Source organism: Mycobacterium sp. NPDC050441, assembly GCF_040655355.1.
Taxonomy (GTDB): Bacteria; Actinomycetota; Actinomycetes; order Mycobacteriales; family Mycobacteriaceae; genus Mycobacterium.
In genome coordinates this window covers 543,529-564,640 of the sequence record NZ_JBFAJS010000004.1, presented here as the reverse complement: position 1 = coordinate 564,640, position 21,112 = coordinate 543,529, and the positions used below count along the sequence as shown (strand labels likewise).

General features: G+C 67.9%; 12 protein-coding genes. 5 read left to right on the top strand and 7 right to left on the bottom strand.

What is annotated here, in order from left to right:
• The first annotated feature begins 16 nt into the window (after window positions 1-16).
• The 4 genes from AB0I14_RS15605 (at window position 17) to AB0I14_RS15590 (ending at window position 8,347) form a co-directional block, all read left to right on the top strand.
• Complete coding sequence (locus tag AB0I14_RS15605; protein ID WP_358022745.1) at window positions 17-3,313, top strand: arabinosyltransferase domain-containing protein; 3,297 nt, start codon at window positions 17-19, stop codon at window positions 3,311-3,313.
• Window positions 3,310-6,510, top strand: coding sequence for an arabinosyltransferase domain-containing protein (locus AB0I14_RS15600; RefSeq protein WP_358022742.1), 3,201 nt, complete (start codon window positions 3,310-3,312; stop codon window positions 6,508-6,510). Before AB0I14_RS15605 ends, AB0I14_RS15600 begins: the two co-directional genes overlap by 4 nt.
• A gap of 44 nt (window positions 6,511-6,554) precedes the next feature.
• Window positions 6,555-7,268 (top strand): helix-turn-helix domain-containing protein, encoded by a 714-nt coding sequence (locus AB0I14_RS15595; RefSeq protein ID WP_358022739.1) that lies wholly within the window; start codon window positions 6,555-6,557, stop codon window positions 7,266-7,268.
• A 101-nt stretch (window positions 7,269-7,369) separates the two neighbouring features.
• Complete coding sequence (locus AB0I14_RS15590) at window positions 7,370-8,347, top strand: oxygenase MpaB family protein (RefSeq protein WP_358022736.1); 978 nt, start codon at window positions 7,370-7,372, stop codon at window positions 8,345-8,347.
• On the opposite strand, the gene AB0I14_RS15585 is transcribed toward AB0I14_RS15590, so the two are convergent.
• Entirely contained in the window at window positions 8,344-8,790 is a 447-nt protein-coding gene (locus tag AB0I14_RS15585; protein ID WP_358022733.1) for an SRPBCC family protein, read from the bottom strand. The genes AB0I14_RS15590 and AB0I14_RS15585 overlap by 4 nt on opposite strands.
• A 40-nt stretch (window positions 8,791-8,830) precedes the next feature.
• Here AB0I14_RS15585 and AB0I14_RS15580 point away from each other — a divergent pair, with 40 nt between their 5' ends.
• Entirely contained in the window at window positions 8,831-9,460 is a 630-nt protein-coding gene (locus AB0I14_RS15580; RefSeq protein WP_358022729.1) for a TetR family transcriptional regulator, read from the top strand.
• Here the strand turns inward: AB0I14_RS15580 and AB0I14_RS15575 are convergent.
• The 6 genes from AB0I14_RS15575 to fadD32 all read right to left on the bottom strand — a co-directional run bounded on the left by AB0I14_RS15575 (window position 9,445) and on the right by fadD32 (window position 20,975).
• Window positions 9,445-9,891, bottom strand: a complete 447-nt coding sequence (locus AB0I14_RS15575) for an RDD family protein (RefSeq protein ID WP_358022726.1) — start codon at window positions 9,889-9,891, stop codon at window positions 9,445-9,447. The genes AB0I14_RS15580 and AB0I14_RS15575 overlap by 16 nt on opposite strands.
• Entirely contained in the window at window positions 9,888-10,337 is a 450-nt protein-coding gene (locus AB0I14_RS15570) for a hypothetical protein (RefSeq protein WP_358022896.1), read from the bottom strand. The genes AB0I14_RS15575 and AB0I14_RS15570 overlap by 4 nt, the downstream gene beginning before the upstream one ends.
• Window positions 10,338-10,578: 241 nt before the next feature.
• Window positions 10,579-12,009, bottom strand: coding sequence for an NAD(P)/FAD-dependent oxidoreductase (locus AB0I14_RS15565; RefSeq protein WP_358022723.1), 1,431 nt, complete (start codon window positions 12,007-12,009; stop codon window positions 10,579-10,581).
• 10 nt (window positions 12,010-12,019) lie between these two features.
• The gene (locus AB0I14_RS15560; protein ID WP_358022720.1) at window positions 12,020-13,573 is read right to left on the bottom strand and encodes an acyl-CoA carboxylase subunit beta; all 1,554 of its coding nucleotides are present in this window, start codon (window positions 13,571-13,573) and stop codon (window positions 12,020-12,022) included.
• The gene (gene pks13 / locus AB0I14_RS15555) at window positions 13,570-19,029 is read right to left on the bottom strand and encodes a polyketide synthase Pks13 (protein WP_358022717.1); all 5,460 of its coding nucleotides are present in this window, start codon (window positions 19,027-19,029) and stop codon (window positions 13,570-13,572) included. The genes AB0I14_RS15560 and pks13 overlap by 4 nt, the downstream gene beginning before the upstream one ends.
• Window positions 19,030-19,085: 56 nt before the next feature.
• Window positions 19,086-20,975 carry a long-chain-fatty-acid--AMP ligase FadD32 gene (gene fadD32 / locus AB0I14_RS15550; RefSeq protein WP_358022714.1) on the bottom strand — a complete coding sequence of 630 codons (1,890 nt, stop codon included), beginning with the start codon at window positions 20,973-20,975 and terminating at the stop codon, window positions 19,086-19,088.
• Between the last annotated feature and the right edge of the window lie 137 nt (window positions 20,976-21,112).

The window sequence follows — 21,112 nt, the reverse complement described above, 5'->3', positions numbered from 1 at the left end:
CATAACATCGAGCCTCGTGCCTTCCGATGAGCCAACCGACCGTGTTGTGGGCATCGCACGCCTGATCGCCATCATCGCGGGCATCGCGGGTGTGGTGCTGTGCGCGCTGGTGCCGCTACTGCCCGTCAAACAGACCACCGCGACGATCCTGTGGCCGCAGGGCACCGACGCCGGAGGCAACGTCACCTCGGTGACCGCCCCCTTGGTGTCGGGTGCTCCGCAGTCCCTCGACGTGTCGATTCCCTGCTCGGCGATGGCGTCACTGCCCGCCGAGGGCGGCCTGGTGTTCTCCACCATCCCGTCCGCCGGCATCGACGCCAGCCGCAACGGCCTGTTCGTCCGGGCCAACGCCGAAACCGTGGTGGTGGCGTTCCGCGACTCGGTGGCCGCCGTCGCGCCCCGCGCGGCGATCAACGCGGGCGGCTGCAGCGCCCTGCACCTGTGGGCCAACCTCGGCGGCGTCGGCGCGGACTTCGTCGGCATCCCCGGTGCCACGGGCACCGCGGCGGTCGAGAAGAAGCCCCAGGTCGCCGGCCTCTTCACCGACCTGAAGATGACGCCGCAGCCCGGCCTGAGCGCCCGCGTCGACATCGACACCCGGTTCATCACCTCCCCGACCCCGCTGAAGTTGCTGGTGATGGCGCTCGGTGTGCTGTGCGTGGTGGCCTCGATCGTGGCGCTGGCTGTGCTGGACCGCCGGAGCCGCCCCGGCGGCGACATCCAAGCCAGGGGAGGGCACCGCTTTGGTCGCGCCTGGCGCCGTTTCGTGAAGGTCCCGCTCGCCACCTGGATCGCCGACATCGGCGTCATCGGGGGTCTGCTGGTGTGGCATGTCATCGGCGCCATCTCCTCCGATGACGGCTACAACCTGACCATCGCGCGGGTATCGGCCGACGCCGGGTACACCGCCAACTACTTCCGCTACTTCGGCACCACCGAGGCCCCGTTCGACTGGTACCAGTCGGTGCTGAGCCACTTCGCGGCGATCAGCACGGCCGGCGTGTGGATGCGGCTGCCCGCCACCCTGGCCGGCATCGGCACCTGGTTGCTGCTGAGCCGCTGGGTACTCCCCCGACTCGGGCGCCGCGTGGCGCTCAACCGGGTCACCATGTGGACCGCCGGCGCGGTGTTCCTGGCCGCCTGGATGCCGTTCAACAACGGCCTGCGCCCCGAACCACTGATCGCTTTCGGCGTGCTCGCGGTGTGGGCCCTCGTGGAAAACACCATCGCCACACACCGCCTGTGGCCGGCCTGCCTGGCGATCATCGTCGCGACGTTCAGCGTCACCCTGGCCCCACAGGGCCTCATCGCCCTGGCCCCGCTTCTGGTCGGCGCCCGCACCGTCATCAGGATCATCAAGGCCCGCCGCATCGCCCTGCCCGCACTGGCCGCGCTCGCCGGCTCGGCGGCACTGATCTTCGTCGTGGTGTTCCGCGACCAGACCCTGGCCAGCGTCGCCGAATCGGCCCGGATCAAGTACACCGTCGGGCCGACCATCTCCTGGTACCAGGAATTCCTGCGCTACTACTTCCTGACCGTCGAAGATTCCGTCGACAGCTCCCTGACCCGGCGGTTCGCTGTCCTGACGATGATGCTCTGCCTGTTCGGCATGATCGCCGTGCTGCTGCGCAAGGGCCGGGTGCCTGGGCTGGCCAGCGGCCCGGTCTGGCGACTGATCGGCACCACCGCCGTCGGCCTGCTGCTACTGCACTTCACCCCGACCAAGTGGGCCGTGCAGTTCGGTGCCTTCGCCGGACTGGCCGCTGCCCTCGGGGCGGTGACGGCATTCGCCTTCGCCATGGTGGGCCTGCACAGCCGACGCAACCTCGCCCTCTACGTCACCGCGCTGCTGTTCGTTCTCGCGTGGGCCACCTCCGGCACCAACGGCTGGTTCTACGTCGGCAACTACGGCGTGCCCTGGTTCGACCGCCAGCCGGTGATCGCCGGGTTCCCGGTCACCACCATCTTCCTGGCGCTGGCCATCGTCACCGCGGTGCTGGCCGGCTGGCTGCACTTCCGGATCGACTACGCCGGACACACCGAGGTGGCCGACACCCGGCGCAACCGGGCGCTCGCGTCGACCCCGCTGCTGGTGGTCGCGACCATCATGGTGGTGCTCGAAGTCGGCTCGATGGCCAAGGGATTCGTCCAGCGCTCCCCCGCCTACACCACCGCGGCGGCCAACGTCTCGGTACTGACCTCGGGCCTGTCGTCCGACAGCTGCGCCATGGCCGACGACGTTCTCGTCGAGTCCGACACCAACGCGGGCATGCTGCAACCGGTGGAAGGCCAGACCTACGGCGAGTACGGACCGTTGGGCGGTGAGAACCCCGTTGGGTTCACCCCGAACGGGATCAGCGACACCCTGGAACCACCGAAGCCCGTCGTCGCCAACCCCGGCACGGTGAACTCCGACGGATCGCCCAACAAACCGAACGTCGGCATCGCCTACGCCGCGGGCACCGGCGGTGGCTACGGCCCCGTCGGCGTCAACGGATCCCGGGTGTACCTGCCGTTCGGCCTGGACCCCGCGCGCACCCCGGTGATGGGCAGCTACAAGGAGAACACCGTCGCCGCCAAGGCCACCTCGGCCTGGTACCAGCTGCCGCCCCGCACCGCGGACCGGCCACTGGTGACCGTCGCCGCCGCGGGCGCGATCTGGTACTACGACGAGGAACACGAGTTCCACTACGGCCAGTCGCTGAAACTGCAGTGGGGCGTGCACCGTCCCGACGGCAGCTTCCAGGCTCTCGACGCCGTCCAGCCGATCGACGTGTTCGCCCAATACGCTTGGCGCAACCTGCGTTTCCCGCTGGCCTGGGCACCGCCGGAGGCCAACGTGGCCCGGATCGTCGCCGACGATCCCAACCTCTCCGAAGATCAGTGGTTCGGTTTCACCCCGCCACGGGTGCCGACCCTGCAGACCGCGCAGCAGTTCCTCGGCGCGCAGACCCCGGTGCTGATGGACATCGCGACCGCCGCGAATTTCCCATGCCAGCGCCCGTTCTCCGAACATCTCGGCGTCGCCGAGCTGCCGGAGTACCGCATCCTCCCCAACGTCAAGCAAGTGGTGGTGTCGTCGAACATGTGGCAGTCCGCCCAAAAGGGTGGTCCCTTCCTCTTCATCCAGGCGCTGCTGCGCACGTCGACCATTCCGACGTATCTGCGTGACGACTGGTACCGGGACTGGGGCTCGATCGAGAAGTACGACCCGGTGGTGCCGGCCGGCCAGGCGCCCGTCGCCGCGATCGATCAAGGGACCCAACGAGTGTTCGGCTTCAGCCGGCCCGGACCGATCCGGGCCCTGCCATGAGCACGACCGTGCGCGAACACAGCGCTGACAAGGGCGTTCAGGTAACCCGATGGGTCGCGATGATCGCGGGACTCATCGGCTTCCTGTGCGCCGTGGCCACACCGCTGCTGCCGGTGGTGCAGACCACCGCGACGCTCAACTGGCCCCAGCAGGGTCAGCTCAACAACGTCACCGCGCCGCTGATCACCCAGACCCCGGTCACCATGTCGGTGACCATCCCGTGTGAGGCGATCCGGTCCATGCCGCCGGAGGGCGGCATGGTGCTGGGCACCGCCCCGAAGGAGGGCAGGCAGGCCGCCCTCAACGCGTTGTTCGTCAACGTCAACGCCAAGCGTGTCGACATCACCGACCGCAACGTCGTGATCGCCAGCGTCACGCGGGACAAGGTGAACTCGCCTGCCTGCGAACGCATCGAGATCACCTCGTCGGACGCGGGCACCTTCGCCACGTTTGTCGGTCTCACCGGCACGGACGGCAAGGAGCTACGCACCGGCTTCCCCGACCCGAACCTGCGGCCCCAGATCGTCGGCGTCTTCACCGAGCTGAGCGGACCTGCTCCGCAAGGCCTTTCGTTGTCGGCCACGATCGACACCCGCTTCACCTCCAAACCCACCGCACTCAAGCTGATGGCGATGCTGCTCGGGATCGCCGCGACAGTGGTTGCGCTGCTGGCACTGTGGCGGCTGGACCGCCTCGATGGACGGCGGATGCACCACCTGATCCCGTCACGCTGGCGCACCTTCAGCGCCGTCGACGTGGTGGTGGTCGGCGGGTTCCTGAGCTGGCACGTGATCGGCGCCAACTCGTCCGACGACGGCTACATCCTGCAGATGGCGCGTGTGGCCGACCACGCCGGCTACATGTCGAACTACTTCCGCTGGTTCGGCAGCCCGGAGGATCCCTTCGGCTGGTTCTACAACCTGCTGGCCCTGATGACCCATGTCAGCGACGCCAGCATCTGGATGCGACTGCCCGACCTGATCTGCGCCCTGGTCTGTTGGCTGCTGCTGTCCCGCGAGGTGCTGCCTCGCCTCGGACCCGCGGTCATCGCCTCCAAGCCGGCCCTGTGGGCCGCGGGCCTGGTGTTGATGGCGGCCTGGATGCCGTTCAACAACGGCCTGCGCCCCGAAGGCCAGATCGCCACCGGCGCACTGATCACCTACGTGCTGATCGAGCGGGCCATCATCTCCGGACGCCTGACCCCGGCCGCCATGGCGATCATCTCGGCGGCCTTCACCCTCGGTATCCAGCCGACGGGCCTGATCGCCGTCGCCGCACTGCTCGCCGGTGGCCGTCCGCTCCTGCGCATCCTGGTGCGGCGCCGCCGCGTGCTGGGCGTGTGGCCGCTGGTGCTGCCACTGCTGGCCGCGGGCACGGTGATCCTGACCGTGGTGTTCGCCGACCAGACGCTGGCAACAGTGCTGGAGGCCACCAGGATTCGCACCGCGATCGGCCCGAGCCAGGAGTGGTACACCGAGAACCTGCGCTACTACTACCTGATCCTGCCGACCGTGGACGGCTCGCTGTCGCGCCGGTTCGGCTTCATCATCACCGCGCTGAGCCTGTTCGCGTCGCTGTTCATCATGTTGCGGCGCAAGCGGGTTCCCGGTGTGGCCCGCGGGCCGGTATGGCGACTGATGGGCATCATCTTCGCGACCATGTTCTGCCTGATGTTCACGCCCACCAAGTGGGTGCACCACTTCGGCCTGTTCGCCGCTGTGGGTGCGGCGATGGCCGCAGTGGTGACGGTGCTGGCCGGGCCTGCCGTACTGCGCTCGGCGCGTAACCGCATGGCGTTCACCGCGGCGGTGTTGTTCGTGCTGGCTCTGTGCTTCGCCACCACCAACGGCTGGTGGTACGTGTCCAGCTACGGCGTGCCGTTCAACAACGACAAGCCCAACATCGGCGGAATCACGGTGAGCGCCATCTTCTTCGCGCTGTTCGCCATCACCGCGCTGTGGGCGTACTGGCTGCATCTGAGACCCTCGGCCGAGGGCCGGGTGGCGCGGGCACTGACCACCGCGCCGGTGCCGATCGCGGCCGGATTCATGGTCGTGGTGTTCGTCGGTTCGATGCTCTACGGCGTGGTGCGCCAGGACGGCACCTACTCCAACGCGTCGTCGAACCTCCGGGCCTTCGCCGGCGGCTGCGGCCTGGCCGACGATGTGCTGGTCGAACCCGACACCAACGACGGGTTCCTGACCCCCGCGCCCGGAGACTACGGTCCGCTGGGTCCGCTGGGCGGCACCGCACCGACCGGGTTCACCCCGAACGGCGTGCCGGACCACATTGTCGCCGAGGCGATTCGGATCACCGTCCCGATGCCGGGCATCGACGCCGACTGGAATGCGGCCGCCGAACTGAAGACCCCGGGCATCAACGGGTCGACCGTGCCACTGCCCTACGGGCTCGATCCGGCCCGGGTTCCGCTGGCCGGCAGCTACGTCGAGGGCCCGGCCCAGCAGGAGAGCAAGCTGGCCTCGGCCTGGTACCAGCTGCCCGCCCCCGACGCCGCCCACCCGCTCGTCGTCGTCACCGCGGCCGGAACCATCACCGGCAACAGCATTTTCAACGGCCGCACCGAAGGCCAGACGGTCGAGCTGGAGTACGGACGGCCCGGACCCGACGGCGCCGCGGTACCGGCGGGACGGGTCGAGCCGTACGACCTGGGGCCCATCCCGTCCTGGCGCAACCTGCGCTTCGACCGCAGCAAGATCCCCGCCGACGCGACGTACGTCCGGGTCATCGCCGAGGACAAGTCGTTGTCCCTCGGAGACTGGATCGCGGTCACCCCGCCCCGGGTTCCCGAGGTCAAGACCGTGCAGGAGTACATCGGCTCACAGCAGCCGGTGCTGATGGACTGGGCTGTGGGCCTGGCCTTCCCGTGCCAGCAGCCGATGCTGCACGCCAACGGTGTCACCGAGGTGCCGAAGTTCCGGATCACCCCGGACTACAACGCCAAGATGAAGGACACCGACACCTGGGAGGACGGCATCAACGGCGGCCTGCTGGGCATCAGCGATCTGCTGCTGCGCCAGCATGTGATGGCCACCTACCTGAACAAGGACTGGGGCCGCGACTGGGGCTCGCTGCGCAAGTTCGACACCATCGTCGACGCGGTGCCGGCAGAGGTCGAACTCGGCACGGCGACGCACTCCGGGCTCTACAAGCCGGGCCGGATCCGCATCAAGCCGTAACCCGGCTTGTTGCGATCCACCCGGCGATCACGTAGGACGAGCAGGTGACCGACTCCAACCCAGTCGAGTCCCCGCGGCCCGCGGAACAGATCCGTGAGCTCAGCAGGGACGACGCGCTCGGCGCGCTGCCGCGGCACCGGCACGGGCTGTCCCGGGCCGAGGTGCGCCGGTCGCAGGAGACGCGCGTTCGGGTGGCGACCGTCGAGGTCGTCGCCGAGCGTGGCTACGCAGGCGCGAGTGTGCGTGAAATCGCCACGCGGGCCGGCATTTCCACCAAGACGTTCTATGAGCTGCACGCAGACAAAGAGGCCGCGTTTCTCGCGACCTATGCCGCGGTCGACATCCTCGTGGAGCGCATGAGGGAAGCCGCTGCTGCGGCCCGGACGGCGGCCGGTGTGATCGAGGCCGGCCTGACGACCTATCTGGGCACCCTGGCGGCCAATCCGGCTTTCACGCAGAGCCTGGTGGTGGAAGCGGTGGCCTCCACCGACCGCATCCGTGAGCGCCGGACCCAGGGCCTGCGTGACTTCACCGCAGGCATGGTCGAGGGACTGCGGCGGGTGCGCGGACCGGCCGGGCCCGATCCGATGCCGACGCCCGAGGACCAGATCCTGCTGATCGGCGCCCTCGGCGCGGTCAACGAACTGGTCGTCCAGCATCTGGGTTCGGAGCCTGCGTCGACCTTGCTGGACATCACCCCACCTGCACTGGAGCTGTTGGGACGGGTCGTGTTGACCGCCGGCGAACGCGACAGCTGACCTTCACCGGTTGACCGATCCGAGTATCACGGTGCTATCGTCGGCCCAATTGAGAAGACGGTCGTTTTCTCTATCAGTCAGCCGACCATGAGGAGTTCGTTGTGTCACCGCTGCCCGATGCCGACGCCGAGACCCGCCGGCCCGAAGCCACCTCCGCCGGGACGGCGACCGACCCGCTGCGCCCCGGAACCGTCGGCCACTGGGTCACCGCCCACCCACTGGTGCTGCTCTACGCCAATGTCCCGGCGCTCGTCATGCCAACCCTGCATCCCAAGATCGCGCACGTCCTCAGCGAAAAGGACCGCGCCCTCAACGGAACCGAGGACCTGCCCACCCTGCAGGACGCGTCCAGACGGTTGATCAGCACGTACGAGATGGTGATGGGCATCGTGTTCGCCGGGCCCGAAAGCGACGATGTGGCGCACGGATTGCACGAACTGCATCGCCCGATCGCGGGTTCGATGCCCGACGGCACCGCCTATCACGCCTGGAACAAGGACATGTGGAACTGGACCTGGGGCTCGATCCTCAAGGGCGGGCTCGACATCGCCGACGAGTTCGGGCTGCTGCGCGACAGCCGGGAGCGCGAGGAGGCCTACCGCGGCCTGAACGAGGTGGGGCGCCGGTTCGGCGTTCGCAGCCTGCCCGACACCTACGACGAGTTCGTCGCCTACTGGACTCCCGTCGTCGACGACACGTTGCAGGTCAATCCGCAGGTCCGCTTCATCGTCGACCATGCGCTGTATCCGCCCAAGCCACGCGGGTGGCGGCTGGTGCCAATGCCACTGTGGCGCTTGCTCTCCCTGCCGCTGACCCGAACCATTCGCGTCGGGTTGCTGGCCGGGGTTCCGGCGAAGTTCCACGCCGAGATCGGCCTACGGACAACCGCGGTCGACCGCCTCGAACGCCGGCTGCACGGCGCCTTCTGGCGCGCCGTGCCACGGTCGGTCTCGGGGCGGTTCGGCCCGACGTACTTCACCCTGCGACGTCGCTTCGGGCAGCCGGGCTGGCGCACCCACTACTCCCGCGAGCAGTTGGAAGCCCACCGGGCGGAGTCCGACCGCCTGCGGTTGACCTAGGTGCGCCGCTCGGCGGCGGTCACAAGCTTGCCGGCCAGCGTCCCGAGCACCACACGCAGGACGAGCCAGTACGCCAACCCGACCACACGCCAACGGGTCTCGTACCTACCTCGCCATGTGACCTGCGTTCCGTCGGCGACCTCGGTGAACGACACCTCGGCCTGATAGTCGCGGATCGGACCGTCCGTGAGCATGGTGTAACCATGCCTGTGGTCGGGTTCATGGATCGTGGTCATCTCGCGGGTCGGCTTCTTGCGGGTGCCCACGGCACGGATCGCCCCGACCCCACCGTCGTCGGCCGGGCCCCTCGTCTCCCATGTCGAGTAGGGAATCAGGGGTTTGGCCCACTCGGACCACCGGGATCCGTCGGACACGATGGCAAACAGGGTCCGCGGCGAAGCCGTGGTGCGACGGCGGACAACACACTCATAGTGGTGGTTCACGGTTCGCGACTTTAACAGAACAGTGTTCTATTATCTGTGAATGCCGCAATCCGCCCAACCGTTCACCCGCGCACGCAGCGACGCGCAGCGTCAGGACCGGCTGTCCCAGTTGATGGCTGCGACGCGGGAATGCCTGACCCAGACGCCCGCCGCGACACTGACGTTGGGGGACGTGGCCGCTGCTGCCGGACTGGCGAAGTCGGGCATCCTGAGGTATGCCGGTTCACGCGAAGCGCTGCTGCTGCGGGTGATGTACGGCGAGCACCTGAGTTGGATCGACGCGCTGGCGGTCGAACTGCGCAGCGCCACTCCTGCGACGGCACTGGCTCGCACCCTGGCGGCACGGCCGGTGTTGTGCGATCTCATCGCAGCCTCGCCTGTGCTCATCAGCCGGCTCAGCCCCGAGGATCTGCGGGTCCTGTCGACCCAGGCAGGAGATGCCCAGCAGCGGCTCGGCGCGGCGCTACAGCCGTCGCTGCCGTTGTCCGACCGACGGCTGGGGTCGTTGACGGCAGCCGTACACGCATTCACCGGGACAGCCTGGGCATGGAGCACACCAGGTTCGGCCGGGCACGACACGATCGTCACCGATTTCGAGTCGACCGTGCGCAGCCTGCTCGAGATCTTCGTCGCGGGCCTGACGCACGGCGCGCCTCACGGGTTGGCGTAGACGACCCTGCTGCTGAACACGATGTCCTGCAACGACCTTCGTCTCGCATCGACGGCCACCCAGAGCAGGCCTACCGGAAACAGGACATAGGCGACCGCGCGCAAGAGCGCGACCACTGGTGACAGCCGTTTGGCGCGGACGGCCGTCACGCGCAGACCCATCGTCACCGCCCCCGCCGTGCAGCCCGACACCGCCCAGCACCCGGTCAGATACAGCACCGCGACGCCGAACATCACCGCGGTCGAGAACACCACGCTGAGCGTGGGGAGGCTGAATGCGGTGGGGTTGAACATCAGCCGGGCCAGCACGAGCCCCAGGTACAGCGCGCCGAGCACGACGCCGACGACCACCAGGTCGATCACCGCGGCGACGCCCCGACTGACGATGCCCGCGGCGCGTGCCGGCTCGGCAGCCGGATCAACGAAGGTCAACTGAGGTCCCGCTCGCGGCCGAGTAGCCGGTCGACGAACCCGGACACCACATCGTCCGCACGCTCACCCTGCGTTCGCACATCGGCCATGACTTCCGTGGTTACCGACTCGGTGGACTGCCGGATGATCGCCGGCAGGTCGATGCCGTCCACCACCTCGTTGGCCAAGCCGATCAGATCGACGCGTTCCCGCACCAGCTCGTTGAGGTCAAGCTCATCGAGCACCCGGTCCACAATCTGCACGGCGATCGTGCTGACTGCGGATTTGACCGGTTCGACGCCTGCGGCGATGACTTGCTCTCCGCGGGCCGCCAGATCCGTTCTCGCCCGCCGCAACCAGCCGCCGACCACCGGCAGACCCTCGACACCCCGGTAGGCCGATACCGCGCCACCGACGACGGTGGCCGCCGCACCGGCGGCAACCGCCACCGCAGGATGATCCGCCAGGCCGGGCACGGATGGAATGGTAGCCGCGCCCCGGTGTCCGGCAACCTCAGATGTACTGTTTTGCGTTCTCATCGGAGCCGAAACGCGTCGACGCGATTCCAGCCAACCCGAGTGCCCTGTGGACAACTTGTGGATGGATTTCGTCGGGCCTCGCATCGCCCCTTTTCAGGGCCCATGTTTTTGAATTACACGCTTGTGAGTAAGGCTGTGCGCCGACGGCCCACCGCAAAACCGACCGGATTCACCGTGCGAGAGCTGCGAGGGCGACCGCAGCCGCGTTGGCGCCGCACATGCCGTGCGCCCCGGGCCCCGGCGGGGTGGCCGCCGAACACAGGTACATCCCGGGAACACCGATTCGGTACGGCTGCAGCGTAGTACGCGGGCCGAACACCAACTGCCGGATGTCCTTGGCGCCGGTACAGATGTCCCCGCCGACGTAGTTGGCGTTGTACACCGACATCTCGGTCGTCGACCGCACCGCCATCCCGACGATCCGGTCGCGGAACCCGGGCGCGAACCGTTCGAACTGGCCGATGATCGCCTCGGTCGCGTCACCGGTATAGCCGTGTGGCACATGGGCATACGAGTACACCGGATTGATGTCGCCGACCGAGCGTCCCCGATCGGCCACATACTGCTGCCCGACGAGCACGAACGGCCGCTGCGGCATCCGGCCGGCGTGGATGTCCCGCTCCGTCGCCGCGACCTCGTCGAAGTCGCCACCCAGGTGCACCGTCCCGGCGCCGCCGATCGCGGGATTCGTCCACGGCACCGGGCCCTCGACCGCGAAGTCGACTTTGAATGCTCCTGGACCGTAACGGAATCCACCCAGGCCACGGGCCACCCGCCTGGGCAGGCGGTCCCCCAGGATGTCGACGACGGCCGTCGGCGCGAGATCGAACATCGTCACGTCGGCCGGTGGGAGCTGCGCTGCAGACGTCACGCGGACACCGGTTTCCACCTTGACGCCCAACTCGGCGAGCACGGCGGCCAGCGCATCGGTGATGGCCTGCGAACCGCCCTGCGCCACCGGCCAACCGTGCCGGTGCCCGGCCGTGATGATGCCGAGGCCGATGGCCGACGTCAGCGGATAGTGCAGGGGCCGGAAGGTATGTGCCGCAACGCCACCGAACAGAGCCCGGGCCCGCCCGGTCCGGAACAGCCGGGAGAACGCCGACGCGGGCAACACGGTCGGCGCGCCGAACCGGGCCAATGCCACCGGATGCTTCGGCACCCGCAACAGCGGCCCCATGATGTCCTGCGACAGGGTGTCGAACTTCGCCGACGGCCCACCGAAGGCCCGACGCCACCGCCCGCCGTCCGCGCCGAGGGCAGCAGCCGTCTCCTCGACACTGCGGTACAGCAGACCGGCGTCACCGCCGTCCAGCGGATGCGCGCAATCGATCTCAGGCCATTTCCACTGCAGCCCATGGCGTTCCAGCCCGAGCCCACTCAGGAAGGCCGAGCCGACCGCCATCGGGTGGATCGCTGAGCAGTCATCGTGAACCAGACCGGCGGGGAGGCCATCCGCGAAGGCCTCGCTCGACGAGCGCACGCCGCCGCCGATCTCCTCGGCGGCCTCCAGCACAGTGACGTCCAGCCCCACCGAGGCCAGTGTGATGGCCGCCGCTAGCCCGTTGGGCCCGGCACCGACCACGAGCGCGGTAGTCATGCGCGGCGAATTAAATCGGGGTCAGGCCGTGCTTGCGCAGCGTCTTGGGCGCGTTCTGCTTGTCGCGCAACAGGTGCAGGGACTTGCGGAGCAGCAGCCGGGTCTCGTGCGGCTGGATCACGCCGTCGATGTAACCACGCTCGGCCGCGATCCACGGCGTGGCCAGGTTGAGGTTGTAGCCCTCGATGAAGTCGGCGCGGATCTTCTGCACCTCGGGTGCGGTCGGATCCGGGAAGCGCTTCACCAACAGCTGCGCGGCACCTTCGGCGCCGATCACCGCGATACGCGCGGTCGGCCAGGCGAAGTTCAGGTCTGCCGAGAGCTGCTTGGAGCCCATCACCGCATACCCGCCGCCGTAGGCCTTGCGGACGACGATGGTCACCTTCGGCACGTCGGCCTCGACGATGGCGTTGAAGAACCGGCCACCGCGCTTGATGATGCCGTCCTTCTCCTGCTGCACACCGGGCATGGCGCCGGGCGTGTCGACGACGAAAACCAAAGGCAGGTTGAAGGAGTCGCAGAACCGGATGAAGCTCGCCGCCTTGTCGGAGGCATCGGTGTCCACCACGCCGGACAGGAACATCGGCTGGTTGGCGATCACGCCGACCGGACGGCCGTCCACCCGCGCGAACGCGGTGATCATCGCCGGGCCGCGCTGCTCGGCGATCTCGAAGACGTCACCGTCGTCGAAGATTCGCAGCAGGATCTCGTGCATGTCGTACGCCGTGTTGTCGGCATCCGGCACGATCGAATCCAGCTCCAGATCGTGCGGGGTGATCTCGGGCTCAAGGCCCGGGTTGACGATCGGGGCATCGTCGAAGTGGTTGGCGGGCAGGAACGAAAGGTAGTCGCGCACGTACTGGAACGCGGCCGCCTCGTCATCCACCACCTTGTGGATGTTGCCGCGCTGAGCCTGTACGTCGGCACCGCCGAGCTCGTCGAACGTCACATCCTCACCGGTGACGTCCTTGATCACGTCGGGGCCGGTGATGAACATGTAGCCCTGGTCGCGCACCGCCACCAGCAGATCGGTCTGGATCGGCGAATAGACCGCGCCGCCCGCACATTTGCCCAGAATGATGGAGATCTCCGGGACCAGACCGCGCAGCATCTCATGCCGGCGGCCGAGTTCGGCGTACCAGGCCAGCGAAGTCGCCGCGTCCTGGATGCGTGCCCCGGCCGAGTCGTTGATGCCGATGATCGGGCAGCCCACCATGGCCACCCACTCCATCAGCTTGGCGACCTTGCGACCGAACATCTCACCGACCGAGCCCTGGAACACGGTCTGGTCGTGGCTGAACACACCAACCGGGCGCCCGTTGATCGTGCCGTGCCCGGTGACCACGCCGTCGCCGAAGAGTGCATTGGGGTCACCCGGGGTCTTGGCCAGCGCACCGATCTCCAGGAAGCTGCCCGGGTCGACCAGCGCGTGGATCCGCGCACGGGCGCTCGGGATCCCCTTCTTGTCCCGCCGGGCGATGGCCTTGGGATCGCCGGGCTCCTTGGCCAGTTCCAGCTTCTCGCGGAGCTCTGCCAGGAGTTCAGCCGTGGTCTTGTTCGTCACTTGCTCTCGCTCTCGGCTGTGGTAACTGTCGCTTCGCTCTGGATACGGCTGATCGCCTCGCTCAGGTGAGCACCCACTTTGGCAATGTACGGCTCATCGATGGCCTGAATGTGCTCGCCCCCGATGGGCACCACCTCGAGATCCTTGACGTACTCCCCCCATCCGCCGTCGGGCTTGCGGGTCGCGTACGCGGGCTCGAACACGATGGCGTCATCGTGGTACCGGTCGGCCAGGTACAGCGTGACGTGGCCGTCGTACGGCTGGACCTCGATGGTGGCCAGGGCGCGCTGGTCCAGGTAGGACGTGCGCTGATGTTCGATGATCCCGCCCGGGATCTGCACACCGCTGTCCTTGATGGCATCCAGAACGAACCTCACCTGGCCTTCGTCGTCGAGCTGCTCCAGCTCCTCGTACGGGATCGCCGGGATCTCGACGTTGAAGGTGCGTTGGGCGAACAGGGCGTAGCGATCCCAGCGGGCCCGCATCCCCTCCTTGCTCTGGTCGATCGGCTCGCCCGGAAGCGCCAGATCGATCAGGCCGACGAACCGGACATCGGCACCGGCCTGCTTCAGCCCGATCGCGCATGCGTAGGCCAGCGCCCCGCCCAGCGACCAGCCGGCCAGGATGAACGGCCCCTTGTGCATCTCCAGCAGCTTGGGCACGTACTCGGCCGCGCGCTCCTCGATGGCGCCCTCGACCCGTTCGATGCCGTACACCGGGGTGTCCGCCGGCAACCGCTTCATCAGCGGCTCGTAGACGACGGTCGATCCACCGGCCGGGTGGAACACGAACAGTGGAACCTGCGGTCCACCTTCTTTCGCGGGCCGCAGGGTCCGGACGAATCCGTCCACCACGCCCTCTTCGAGCTGATCGCGCACGATCGTGGACAGCTCTTCGATGTTCGTCGCCGAACGGACCTGCTCGACGGTGACGGTGCCCTCGGCGCGCTCGGAGAGCCGCTCGGACAGTTTGGTCGCGGTCTCCACATCGACGAAGGGCAGCTCGTTGAAGATGCCGCCCGGTGACTTGCCGGTGACGATCGCCCACGTGGCGAAGGTGACCCGCTCCGCGGCGTCACGCGGAGGCACGTCGGCGCCGAGCGCCTCGGTGACCGCCTCCTGGGTGAGCACCTTGGCGGCCGCCGCGGCAGCGGTGGCCTTGCTGGGCCCGGACGGATCTGACGGCGGGGCCGGGATGGCCGGTCCGCTCGGATCACTCGGCGCCGGTGGAACCGGCAAACCGGCCACGGGCGGGATTGCGCTTGTCTCGGCGGCGGCCTCGGCAACCGGGTCCACCCCGGCGGCTTCGTCAGCCTTGTCCGCCAACGGGTGTCCGGCCTCGGCCAGCTTGGCCTCGAGCTCGGCGACGGTGGAGGCCCCACCCAGAAGTTCGGCCTGTGAGGCCGCGATCTCGTCGGCGGTCTGCCCCTTCTGGGACTCGGCGATCTGATCGACCTCGTCGCGGTGCTCGATCGCGTACTTGATGAGCTCCTCGACGTTGTACAGGTTGGCGTCGCGCACCGCGGTCAGCTGGATCGGAGGCAGGTCGAAGTCGTACTCGACCCGGTTCTTGATCCGCACCGCCATCAGGGAATCCAGGCCCAGCTCGATCAGCGGCACCTCCCACGGCAGATCCTCGGGCTCGTAGCCCATGGCACCGCCGACGATGGTGCCGAGTCGCTGTGCGATGGTCTCGCCCGAATCCGGTGACCACTTGGCAAAGCCCGCACCGAGATTGGCGCCCTTGGTCAGGTTGTCGGACAGGATGGCCGCGTCATCCTCGACCTCGGGCTGAGCCACCACTGCCGGGGTAGCCGAAACCTGCTCGGCGACAACACCGGCGCCTACCGCGGTCGGCAGCGCTGCCGCGGCGCCGCCGCGGGTCACGATCGCGTCGTAGACGAGGGTGAAGGATTCATCGATGCGGGCATGCACCTGCACCGAGGCGCCGCCGGGGTGCCGGGTCAGCGTGGTGACCAGGCACGAGCCTTCGCCAGGCACCGCACGCTGCTCGGAGGCGGTCAGCTTGGCATCCGGAAGCACCTGCGCGGCAGCCGCTTTCACCAGTGCGGCGAGGTCAGCGGCGCCCTTCGACACGAACTCCCAGACGTGCTTGCCGTCGGGTGTGGCGACGTGGTTGCCGGGCATCACAGCCGAGCTGTCCGCGGTGAATTGGGCGTCGAGCCAGTGCTGCTTGCGCTTGAACCGGGTCGGCGGGATGTTGGCGAAGTCCAACGCACCGGCCAGACCTGTCGACTTGCGCGGGAACAGCGTCCGGAAGTCCAGGCTGTGACCGTGCACGAACAGGTGGGCCATGGCCGTGACCATCGACTCGACCTCGTCCTGCTTGCGAGCCAGGGTCGCCACCAGCTGCGCATCGTGCAGCCCGGCCGACGCGGTGGTCAGCCCAACCTGCATGAGCGCCACCGGGTTCGGCGCCAGCTCCAGGAAGGTGGTGTGGCCGTTGTCCACCGCATTGCGGATGCCGTGGGTGAAGTAGACGCTGTGGCGCAGCCCCTTCTTCCAGTAGTCCACATCGTGGATCGGCTCGGCACCGGCCCGAATGAACTTGCCCTCGTGCACGGTCGAGAAGTAGCCCGTGGTCAGCGGATGCGGTTCGATACCTTGGATTTCGGCGGAAAGCTCACCAAGCAGCGGGTCCATCTGCTGCGTGTGGCTGGCGCCCTTGGTCTGGAGCTTGCGGGCGAACTTGCCCTCGGACTCGGCGCGCGCGATGATCGCGTCGATCTGCTCCGGCGGACCGCCGATGACGGTCTGAGTCGGGGCGGCGTAGACACACACCTCAAGACCCGGGTAGTCCGCGAAGACGGTCTTGATCTCGTCGGCGGAGTACTCCACGAGTGCCATGAGCCGGATGTACTCGCCGAACAGCATCGCCTCGCCCTCACCCATCAGGTGCGCGCGTGAGCAGATGGTCCTGGTGGCGTCGGCCAGCGACAGGCCGCCCGCGAAGTAGGCGGCGGCCGCTTCACCGAGCGACTGTCCCACCACCGCACCGGGTTTCGCTCCGTGAGCCTTGAGGAACTCACCGAGGGCGATCTGGAGGGCGAAGATCACCGTCTGGACCACTTCGATGGGGTATTCGCAGGTGTCGTTGGTGTAGTCGATCGCGTCATCGAGAATCAGCTCGACGATCGAGTACCCGCGCTCATCCTGGATATGAGCGTCGACCTTGTTGATCCACTCGGCGAAGACCGGCTCGCGCAGGTACAGGCTCTTGCCCATCTTGCGGTGCTGCGCACCGAAACCGGCGAGCACCCACACCGGCCCGTTGGTGACCGGGCCGTCGGCCGAGATCACCGTCGGATGCTGCTTGCCCTCGGCGATCGCCCGCAGGCCCTTGATCGCCTCGTCGTGGTCATGGGCCAGCACCACGGCACGGGAGCGTCCGTGGCTGCGGCGTGACAGTGACCGTCCGATGGATTCCAGCGAGGACGCACGGCCTTCTTCGCTGTCGATCCAGTCCGCCAGCTCAGCCGCGGCGGTCTTCTTGCGCGAAGTCAGGAACGCCGAGATAGCAAGCGGGACAACCTTCTTGGTCGGCTCGGCGGCTTCTGCCGCGGCCAGCTCCTCGCGGGCCGCCTCGATCAGGCGCAGCGCCTCGTCGGTCAAACCGGGGAGGTCGTGGTTGGCCTCGTCGTAGGCCGGGTATTCGTCGGCTTCAGGCTCGTCGTGCACGAACTCGCCGTACTCGTCCATCCGCACGCCACCGACATAGGTGGCGTTCGCCTCGTCGGCGGCCGGCTTGTCCTCGACGGCTTCCGGTTCCGGCTGGGGCTCGACCAGATCCGACGGAAGCACCTCGCGCAGCACCAGGTGGGCGTTGGCGCCACCGAAGCCGAAGCCCGAGACACCCGTGATGGCGTGCCCGCTGTAACGCGGCCACTCCGAGACGGTGTCGTTGACCTTGAGGTGTTCCTTGTCGAAGTCGATATACGGGTTGGGGCCGGCGTAGTTGATCGACGGGGGCAGCTTGTCGTGCTGCAGCGACAGGGTCATCTTCGCCAGGCTGGCCGCGCCGGCTGCCGACTCCAGGTGGCCCACATTGGATTTCACCGCGCCCAGCAGGGCGGGCTTGTCGGCGTCGCGGCCGCGGCCGACAACCCGGCCCAGTGCGTCGGCCTCGATCGGGTCACCCAGGATGGTGCCGGTGCCGTGCGCCTCGATGTAGTCGACATCGCGCGGGTTGATGCCGGCGTCCTTGTAGGCCTTGCGCAGCACGTCTTCCTGCGCGTCCGGGTTGGGCGCGAGCATGCCGTTGGAACGACCGTCGTGGTTGACCGCACTGCCGGCGATCACCGCGAGGATGGTGTCCCCGTCGCGGCGGGCATCGGAGACCCGCTTGAACACCAGCATGCCGCCGCCCTCGGAGCGGGCATATCCGTTGGCGTCCGACGAGAACGACTTGATCCGGCCGTCGGGGGCCAGCACTCCACCGACCTCGTCGAAACCGATGGTGACGATCGGGGTGATCATGGCGTTGACCCCGCCGACGATGGCCACATCGGCTTCGCCGGAGCGCAGCGCCTGCACACCCTGGTGCGCGGCGACCAGCGAGCTGGAGCAGGCGGTGTCGACCGATACCGACGGCCCGCGGAAATCGTAGAAGTAGGACACCCGGTTGGCGATGATCGAGGTGGCGGTACCGGTGATCGCGTATGGGTGCGCGGCCGTGGGGTCCATCAGGGCCAGGAATTGGTAGTCGTTGTTGGAACTACCCACGTACACAGCGACATTGGTACCGCGCAGGCTCGACGCCGGGATACGGGCATGCTCCAGCGCCTGCCAGGTCAGTTCGAGCGCCATCCGCTGCTGCGGATCGATGTTGTCGGCTTCCATCTTCGACAGCGCGAAGAACTCGGAGTCGAAACCCTTGATATCCGAGAGATAGCCGCCGCGAATGCTGGCCTTGCCGACGCGTTCGGCGATCCGTGGCTCGGCGAGGAATTCCTCCCAGCGACCCTCGGGCAGGTCCGTGATGGCGTCTTTCCCGGCGAGCAGCGCCTCCCACATCTCGTCAGGGGAATTCATGTCCCCCGGGAAGCGGGTTGCGACGCCGACGATCGCGATGTCCTCGACATCGGAGTCCCGCGACCAGTCCACGTCACTCGTGTCCTCGGGCTCGGGCTCGCCCTCGATGATCACGGTGGCCAAAGACTCGATGGTCGGGTGCCGGAAGAGCACCGTGGCCGTCAGCGTGACGCCGGTCAGGTCCTCGATGTCGCTGGCCATGGCCACCGCGTCACGCGAGGACAGGCCCAGCTCGATCAGCGGCGTGGTCTCGTCGATCACGTCAGGCGACTGACTCGTGGCGGTGGCCACCGCCTTGCGCAGCCACTCCCGCATCTCCGCGACGGTCAGGTCGGGGCGCGACGCCGGTGCCCCGGCGGGCTGGGTGCCCTCTTCAGGATTCGAATTGCTTTGTGCTTCATCCATATTCAGGTCACCTTGCATCAGAACGGGCTGGTCGGCCTCGTGGCTTGGAGTTTCGGTTAGTCCGTCTCGTCGGGGAACGAGTTCGCGATCTTCCCGGTGCGCAGGCTGCCGTCCAGGTACGCGGAGCGGCAGGCCCGCCGGCCGATCTTGCCGCTGGAGGTACGCGGGACGGCGCCGGCCGCGGTCAGCAGCACGTCGCGCACGGTGACACCGTGGCGCACGGCGATCGCCGCGCGGATGTCATCGGTGATCGGGCCGACTTCGAGCTTGTGGGAGCCGGGTGCCCGCTCGGCGACGATGACCAGCTGCTCGGAGCTGTCGTCGTCGTCGCGGTGCAGCCCCGCGTGCGCGTTCTCGAACACCTCGTCGGGCAGCTGGTTGGCCGGCACCGAGAAGGCCGCCACGTAACCGGTACGCAGCGCCTTGCTGGCTTCCTGCGCCGAGTACTCCAGGTCCTGCGGGTAGTGGTTGCGGCCGTCGATGATGACCAGATCCTTCACGCGGCCGGTGATGTAGAGGTCACCGTCGTAGAAGGCGCCGAAATCGCCGGTGCGGACCCAGGTGGCGTCGTCTTCAGCGCCCTCGGCGTGTGACGGGCTGGTCCGCGACTTGAGGGTGTTCTGGAAAACCTCAATCGACTCTTCGGGCTTACCCCAGTACCCGGTGCCCATGTTCTGGCCGCTCATCCAGATCTCGCCGACCTGCCCGTCGGGCAGCTCGGTCGCGCTCTCGGCATCCACGATGACGGCCCACTCGGAGACGCCGACCCTGCCGGCAGAGGCCTGGGCAACCGCCTTGATCGAATCGCCGTCCACCTCGACGATGCGACCGCTGTTGAGCTCGTCGCGGTCGACGTAGATGATCTTCGGCTCTTCGGCGGCCGGGGTGGTCGACACCATCAACGTTGCCTCGGCCAGTCCGTAGGACGGTTTGATGGCCTTGGCCGGGAAGCCGAACGGGCTGAACGCCTCGTTGAACCGGCGCACGGTGGCCGCCGAGATCGGCTCGCTGCCGTTGAGCACAGCCTTGACATTGGACAGGTCCAGCTCCTGACCGTCCTTCGGGACGCCCCGGGCAGCCGCGTGGTCGAACGCGAAGTTCGGGGCCACCGAGATGACACCGCCGGTGTCGCCTTCCTTGCGGGCCATCTCCCGGATCCAGCGCTCGGGCCGGCGCACGAAGGCGGCCGGGGTCATGAAGGTGAAGTAGTGGCCGATCATCGGGGCGATCAGCCCGGTGACCAGACCCATGTCGTGGAAGAACGGCAGCCAGGACAGGCCGCGGTCGCCCTCCTCACCTTCGAGCGCCTCGACGATCTGCACGACGTTGGTGGCCATGTTCAGGTGGGTGATCTGCACACCGGTCGGGATCCGGGTCGATCCGGACGTGTACTGGAGGTAGGCGATGGTGCTCTCGTCGACGTCCTTGAAGTGGACCCAGGTGGCGGCGACGTCGTCGGGTACGGCGTCCACGGCGATGACGCGGGGACGCTGATTGGCCGGCCGGCTGCGGAAGAACTTGCGGACGCCCTCGGCGGCCTCGGTGGTGGTCAGGATCGCCGACGGGTGGCAGTCGTCGAGCACCGCATGGAGGCGACCGACGTGTCCCGGCTCGGACGGGTCGAACAGCGGCACCGCGACGCGGCCGGCGTAGAGCGCGCCGAAGAAGGCGACGAGGTAGTCGAGGTTCTGCGGGCACAGAATGGCGACGCGGTCACCGGGCTGGGTGACCTGCTGAAGCCGGGCGGCCACCGCCTTGTTCCGGGCGCTGAACTGGGCCCAGGTCAGGTCGCGGGCGACGCCGTCACGTTCGGTCGAGAAGTCCAGGAAGCGGTATGCCAGCTTGTCAGCACGAACCCTGGCCCAGCGCTCGACGTGCTCGACGATGCTGGCGCCGTCAGGGAACTTGATCTGACCGTCCTTGATGAACGGATTGATGAACGGCATTTAAAATCTCCTGTCAGAGCCGTACTCGTCGCGTTGTCGCACGTCACTGCCCGTGCGTCGCAGCCACTCGGCGGCCGATACGTACCCAAACCCGACGATCGTACCGGGCTCGCCGATCCATGCCACGAATCAGCTGA